Raw genomic sequence first — 6,403 nt, 5'->3', positions numbered from 1 at the left:
AATTCATGTTTGGTGGCGATAGCGGAGGGGTTCCACACGTACCCATCCCGAACACGACCGTTAAGCCCTCCAGCGCCGATGGTACTTGGACCGCAGGGTCCTGGGAGAGTAGGACGTCGCCAAGCAAATAAAAGTATGACCTCTACATAAAAAACCGCGATTATCGCGGTTTTTTTGTTTCCAAAAAGATGTGCTTGTCAAAAATGAAGTATGAATCCCATAAGTCAAGACAAGTAAGACAAAATAACACAGTTTTGTTTTTGAAAAAACCATGTTAAACTTTTCTCATAAAAATAAATGTACTTTCTGAGGTGAGTTGAAGTGTTGGAACGTTCTATGGAGAATACAAGGGAATTACACAAAGGAAAGGGAGTGATTTAAAAAAGAAAAGGAGATTATAAATGAGCACTTATCAAACAGTTATTAGTGATGGATTTGAGCTGAAATATGCTATAAGAGGTAACGGAAGACCGATATTGGTGATCGGCAGTAGTGTATATTATCCTCGCTTATTTTCAGACCATTTATATAAAGAGTTTCAGTTTATTTTTCTGGATCATAGAGGGTTTGCAAAACCGACTCGAGCTTTAAAACCAGAAGACTATACTTTGGATAAAGTTATTAATGATATAGAAACAGCAAGACAATGCCTTCATTTAAATGAATTTATCATATTAGGACATTCCGGGCATGCTTTTATGGCTTTAGAATATGCTAAACAATACCCGGACTATGTTCAAAAAGTGGTACTTTTAAATTCAGCACCTACAAACAGCCAAGAAAGACAACGGCAAAGCTTTTCTTTCTTTAATGAAACGGCCAGTTCAGAAAGAAAGGAACGTTTTGAAAAGGACATTGTTTTATTAGAGGAAGATATCAAAAGAGACCCTGATAGAAGATTTGTTCACATGTGTATACGTATGGGAGCTCAAAGCTTTTATGATTATGCCTATGATGCGGCTTACACGTGGAATGATGTATATACGAACATGCCTATCATTGATTATTTATGGGGAGAAGTATTCGGAAACATGAATTTGATACAATCCTTAGCGGATATCCATAAATCCGTATTTATTGGTTTGGGAAGGTATGATTATTTGGTTGCGCCAGTTTCTTTATGGGATAGGGTCGATGACACCTACGATAACGTGAAAAAAGTGATTTTTGAATATAGTGGGCATAACCCGATGTTTGAAGAACCTCATTGTTTTGATCAAACACTAGCTAAATGGATTAATGAAGATCACTAGATTCTTGCTATATCATCTCTTAGATGCTCAGTGGCCCGTAAAATGAGATCACCTTCATTTTACGGGCATTCTTATTGAGCGTTATTTACCTTTTGCACCGATGACAAAATACTATGACTTTGTTATTAGTGACTTGACGGCTTAACTAGGTTCTGTATAATAACCGAAAGGTAATAATGTATTGTTAGTTTTTTGTTGTACTTCTATCTGGAACAGCTCAAAGGATCAAGGAGACTGAACAATTTAGTAAAGCAATGATATGGAGGCCGTTATGAAATACGAAATTATTTTGTTTGATGTTGATGACACGCTGTTTGATTTTAAAATGGCAGAGAGTCATGCGCTACATAATACGTTTGCCCAATTTGGATTGCCGCAAGGGGCCACGGAGTATAAATCCAGCTATGATGAAATCAACAGTTCGTTGTGGCGAGAGGCAGAGGAAGGACATATTACCTCGGCACAGCTACGGGTCGAGAGGTTTAAGCGATTATTTACTGTTCATGGTCTAGACTTCAATCCAGATGCCTTTAGTACTGCTTATTTACGTTATTTGGGTGAAGGTGCTTTTTTGATGGACGGAGCGATTGAATTATGTAATGTACTATCCGACTGTCGTTTGGCGATCATTACGAATGGAATCAAAGAGGTGCAAACCTCCAGAATTCAGCTTTCGCCGCTGCGTGATGTGTTTGAGCAGGTAATTATTTCAGAGGAAGTGGGTTGTCAAAAGCCGCAAGCTGGTATTTTCGATTACGCATTTACCAAGTTGGCCATCTCTAATAAAAGTAAGGTTCTCATGGTCGGCGATTCTTTAACTTCTGATATTCAAGGAGGGAACAAATATGGAATTGATACCTGTTGGTTCAACCCTTCCAGAAAAACAAATACGTCTGGCATTCAACCCACTTATGAAATAACAAGTTTGATGGAGCTGCCGAATAGTGTACTTTCAAAGCGTCTCGTACTGAATCGTACATCAGCTGAAATTAGATGAATAATGTCGAAATCAGAAGGCCGGAAATTAAGGACATCGAAAAGTTAAATGAATTGTTTAGAGTTGTGATTACAGACACGTTTGCTAAAGAAGGCATTGGTCATATGCTGGAAGACATAGAGGAGGAAATTGATACTAAGAGGTTATATTTGGAAAGTGACTTGGAGAGTCACGGTGAGCAGCGATATTTCTTAATCGCTGTAGATGGGAATCAAATAATGGGTTCTATTGAATATGGACCAGTAAGTCAACTAATAAGTAAATCTACCAGTGATACATTTAAAAAGTTATGCGAGGTAGGAACTGTATTTGTTCACCCTGACTACCAGAAGACTGGGGTAGGGAATTTATTGTTGAAATCAATGTATTTGGCGCTGAAGAATAGAGGAGTAGAAGAATTTTGTTTAGATAGTGGATATCGTATTGCGCAGAAAATATGGAAAAAGAAATTTGGAACTCCTGATTATTTATTAAAAGATTATTGGGGAGCAGGCTCTGATCATATGATATGGAGAATCAAAGTCAAGGATGCTATTAAATGATCAATGGCTTGGCAATCTCTTGTTGTGTCTTTAATCTACAGGGACCAAAGTTATAAAACAAGGCAGGCCGGAAAATCGGACTGCCTTGTTTTAATTTTTTCATCGATATTCATCGTTGCTAACTGCATTTGTTATTAGTTGGAGATAGCTTTAAGGCGGAAGGTAGAGCTGGCGAAATCTCCAGAGAGATCCGAGACAACAAGCCCAATTTTCATTAGGCGGTCACCTCCAAAAATTTCGCCATCAAATGCTACGCAGAAGGGGGAACCGCCATCTTCCACTAAGGTATTACCCGTATGGACTGCTGTGTTGCCCGTCGCTCCGTGTTCGATTATATACTTTTTATCTGGGTCAAGTCCTTTTAGAGTTAGTCGCCGGATGGGCCCATTCGGTTCAGCTAGTACGCGGAAGTAAGCGACAAAAGCTTCGGACTGGTTCTCGCTAACGAACATCCAGGCCGTATCGCCTCGACCTTCAAATGGACTAAGGAGTCGATACATATCTCCCTGCTGTACGAGGGAACGAATTTCCTTATACTGGGCAATTTGTTTGGCAGCGAGCTCCTTTTCTTCATTTGTAAAGGCAGTTAAGTCAAGTTCGTAGCCAAAATTCCCGCTCATTGCCACGTCGCCGCGTATAGCGAGGGAGGTGATTCGCCCCACCTGGTGATTTGGTACGTTCGATACGTGTGCGCCCATGGTACTGGCTGGATACACGATGCTTGTGCCGTACTGGATAGCCAATCTTTCAATGGCATCGGTATCGTCACTGGTCCATGTCTGCGGCATATAGTAGAGCATTCCGGGATCGAATCGTCCACCGCCTCCGGAACAGCTTTCGAACAAGATGTCCGGGAACTGGGAGGTCAGACGTTCCATCAGATCGTAAAGTCCGAGCATATAACGGTGTGCAGTTTCCTTTTGACGTCCACTAGGAGCAGTAGCCGAAGCAATCTCTGTCATATTACGGTTCATGTCCCACTTGACATAAGTAATCGGAGCGATCGAGAATACGGAGCTAAGTGTCTCATACAAGTAGTCACATACTTCCTTGCGGGAGAGATCGAGCACCAGTTGGGATCGGCCTTCCGTCCGCCGCCGGCCTTCTGCATGCAGGCACCAGTCGGGATGGCTGCGGTACAGTTCACTATCCGGTGATACCATTTCCGGCTCAACCCACAAGCCAAACTGTAATCCTTGTTCATTAACCCGTTTTGCCAGGTCAGCAAGCCCGCCAGGCAGCTTGCGACGGTCTTCAAACCAGTCTCCAAGCGAACTATCATCGTTGTCGCGCTTACCAAACCAACCGTCATCTAGAACAAAGAGCTCAATTCCAAGGGGTCCTGCTTCCTTGGCAATCGCTTCGATTTTGTCGGCGTCGAAGTCGAAATACGTGGCTTCCCAATTGTTCACGAGAATCGGACGTTCTTTGTCACGGTAAGCCCCTCGGCACAGACGTGTGCGATAGAGTCGGTGATAGGTGCGTGACATGCCTCCAAGACCTTCTTCGGAAAAGACCAATACGGCTTCAGGGGTCTGGAATGACTGACCCGGCTCAAGCCGCCAGGAGAAGTCAAAAGGATTGATTCCGATACTTACACGAGTCTGATTGAACTGCTCTACTTCTGCCTGTGCGACGAAGTTGCTGCTGTAGATTAGACTGAAACCGTAAACATCCCCACGATCTTCAGTCACATCAGGACGAAGCAGTGCCAGAAAGGGGTTCATTTGGTGGCTGCTGGAACCCCGTCGGCTCTCGAGCCGAATGGAGCCGGGTCCGAGATCACGGCGTTGGATATGTCTTTCCCGAACCCAGGCTCCAGATAAGTAGAGAGCTTGGTAGTTGGAATCGGCGAAGTCGACAGAGGCACTCATGGCATGTTCAATATTTATGGTAGCGCTTCCCTTTTGTTCAAAAAGAGCAGACCTAGCAATAGCACTGTGGTTCGCAAATACAGTATAGAGCAGTGTAGTCTTAAGCCCCGAGTATTGATCCTCAAGGATCAAAAAGAGGGTTGTGGCTTCATCATCCGATTCGGTATAGACGGAAGGAAGTCCCTCGAGCTTTGGTTTACCCGGTTCAATACGGTAACCACTATATTTCAGCTCCGTAGTCCGAGTTCCGTCCGCAAGTGCAACCTGGTAAGCTGGTTGACGAAAGTCGCTTGTTCCATACTGGGGGTATTCCTGAGGAAGCGTGTCCAAAGAAATTGTACGGCTGGAAGAAACGGGAGTGGGAGAGAAGGAGCAACGCTCCCTAAGCTCCAATATACTTGCGAGACTTTGGTCATGATGAAGTTGAGCTCCCCAATAGACATGTGCGGGATATCCTTCTACAAGCTGGATAATATAGCTGCAATCCTTGGACTGCAAATGAAACAAACCAAGCGCCTCGTTAACATGAATGTTCATGATATTCACTCCTTAGGGGGTTATCATTATTGTTTTACGTAAGGATACTGATCAATGACAACAAGACTCTCAAGTACTGATGTTAGCCTTTTTTGCATGAGCTCTCCCGAATGACAAGCTTAGTCCCGATCACGCTGTACGCAGGTGGTTCACGTCCCTCAAACCGTTCAGAGAGCAGTTGCACGGCCGCCTTTCCCATCTGTTCAGGGTAGGCACGGACAGTGGTTAGCGGAGGCTGCACGAAGGCTGCCATCTCAATGTCGTCGAAGCCGACAACAGCCATATCCTCGGGTACCTTGACTCCATGTCCATGAAGGGCGCGGAGGGCACCAATAGCGAGCGGATCGCTTGCAGCGAAGCAGGCTGTCGGTCGTTCCTGTTGGGTTAGGAGTTCGTTCATCATGAGATAACCATCCGCGGTACTCCAGGCACCTATACGGACGAATTGAGGATTGTACAACCCCTGTTCCCGCATGAATCGTTCAAAATAATGCGCTCTTCGCTCACCGTCGTTCTTACCGCCGATAAATCCGATTTGTCGGTGGCCAAGCTCAAGTAGATGACCGAGTGCCTGATCAACAGCTTGCCGGAAATGAAGTCGTACAGAATCATACTCCAGCTGTTCATGGTACTGGTCGACAAGGACAATGGTGTTCTTGTCAGGATGAAGCTTGAATACCTCTTCAGGGTCAACGCCGCCCACAACAATCAGACCGTCCGCCTTCTGCAGGGTGCCGATGGATGAGCGGCCTCGCAAGGTCTGGCCCAACGTCAGGCCAAGCTCTTCACAGCGCAGTTCGATTCCACGGCGGATCGAAGCGTAATACGGATCGTCTCTTTCCTCCTCAATAGAACACCACAGCAGGAGGGAGACCGTTTTCCCGGCACGTTCCGTATTCTGCTTTAATTGCCTCAGCCGGGTAGGCTTATACCCGAGTTGCTCGGCAACCCCAAAAATTCTGTTTTTAGTGTCTGGGCTTACGGACAGTGACAGATCGTTATTTAAAACCCTTGAAACGGTTGCGGCAGACACACCCGCTTCGCGGGCAATGTCTTTAATGGTTGCCAAAAGAGCTCACACCTTTTTAGTTAATAATTTTACTAAAAATCGACTTTATCCTAACACATCTCTAAAGCACTTTCAAGAAGAACGGTTGAATTTTTTTAACTTTATTTTTGAACTACTACTGTAGAGATTGT

Annotated in this window: 5 protein-coding genes and 1 rRNA gene; 4 read left to right on the top strand and 2 right to left on the bottom strand. The window is 44.5% G+C overall.

The genetic code is table 11. The features are described from left to right. The first annotated feature begins 8 nt into the window (after positions 1-8). The 4 genes from rrf to WA407_RS22935 all read left to right on the top strand — a co-directional run bounded on the left by rrf (position 9) and on the right by WA407_RS22935 (position 2,792). Positions 9-125 (top strand): 5S ribosomal RNA (gene rrf, locus WA407_RS22950). A gap of 276 nt (positions 126-401) precedes the next feature. Next, positions 402-1,253, top strand: coding sequence for an alpha/beta fold hydrolase (locus WA407_RS22945; RefSeq protein ID WP_235306356.1), 852 nt, complete (start codon positions 402-404; stop codon positions 1,251-1,253). Positions 1,254-1,524: 271 nt separating this feature from the next. After that, positions 1,525-2,250, top strand: coding sequence for a YjjG family noncanonical pyrimidine nucleotidase (locus WA407_RS22940; protein WP_336078456.1), 726 nt, complete (start codon positions 1,525-1,527; stop codon positions 2,248-2,250). Then, complete coding sequence (locus WA407_RS22935; protein WP_336078455.1) at positions 2,247-2,792, top strand: GNAT family N-acetyltransferase; 546 nt, start codon at positions 2,247-2,249, stop codon at positions 2,790-2,792. Before WA407_RS22940 ends, WA407_RS22935 begins: the two co-directional genes overlap by 4 nt. A 134-nt stretch (positions 2,793-2,926) precedes the next feature. On the opposite strand, the gene WA407_RS22930 is transcribed toward WA407_RS22935, so the two are convergent. Together WA407_RS22930 and WA407_RS22925 are read right to left on the bottom strand one after the other, a co-directional pair. Then, positions 2,927-5,203 carry an alpha-galactosidase gene (locus WA407_RS22930; RefSeq protein WP_336078454.1) on the bottom strand — a complete coding sequence of 759 codons (2,277 nt, stop codon included), beginning with the start codon at positions 5,201-5,203 and terminating at the stop codon, positions 2,927-2,929. 82 nt (positions 5,204-5,285) lie between these two features. Next, positions 5,286-6,272, bottom strand: coding sequence for a LacI family DNA-binding transcriptional regulator (locus WA407_RS22925; RefSeq protein ID WP_336078453.1), 987 nt, complete (start codon positions 6,270-6,272; stop codon positions 5,286-5,288). Positions 6,273-6,403: the final 131 nt, after the last annotated feature.

Origin of the sequence: Paenibacillus sp. 203, from assembly GCF_037027525.1 — a bacterium.
In the GTDB taxonomy this organism is placed as follows: domain Bacteria; phylum Bacillota; class Bacilli; order Paenibacillales; family Paenibacillaceae; genus Paenibacillus; species Paenibacillus polymyxa_B.
The sequence above is the reverse complement of the archived record's forward strand: the minus strand, read 5'-3'. Positions and strand labels throughout refer to the sequence as shown.

Excerpts from the sequence above, each read along its gene's own strand:
- WA407_RS22930 (WP_336078454.1), bottom strand. The coding sequence starts at position 5,203 with ATGAACATTCATGTTAACGAGGCGCTTGGTTTGTTTCATTTGCAGTCC.
- WA407_RS22945 (WP_235306356.1), top strand. The coding sequence starts at position 402 with ATGAGCACTTATCAAACAGTTATTAGTGATGGATTTGAGCTGAAATAT.
- WA407_RS22940 (WP_336078456.1), top strand. The coding sequence starts at position 1,525 with ATGAAATACGAAATTATTTTGTTTGATGTTGATGACACGCTGTTTGAT.
- WA407_RS22935 (WP_336078455.1), top strand. The coding sequence starts at position 2,247 with ATGAATAATGTCGAAATCAGAAGGCCGGAAATTAAGGACATCGAAAAG.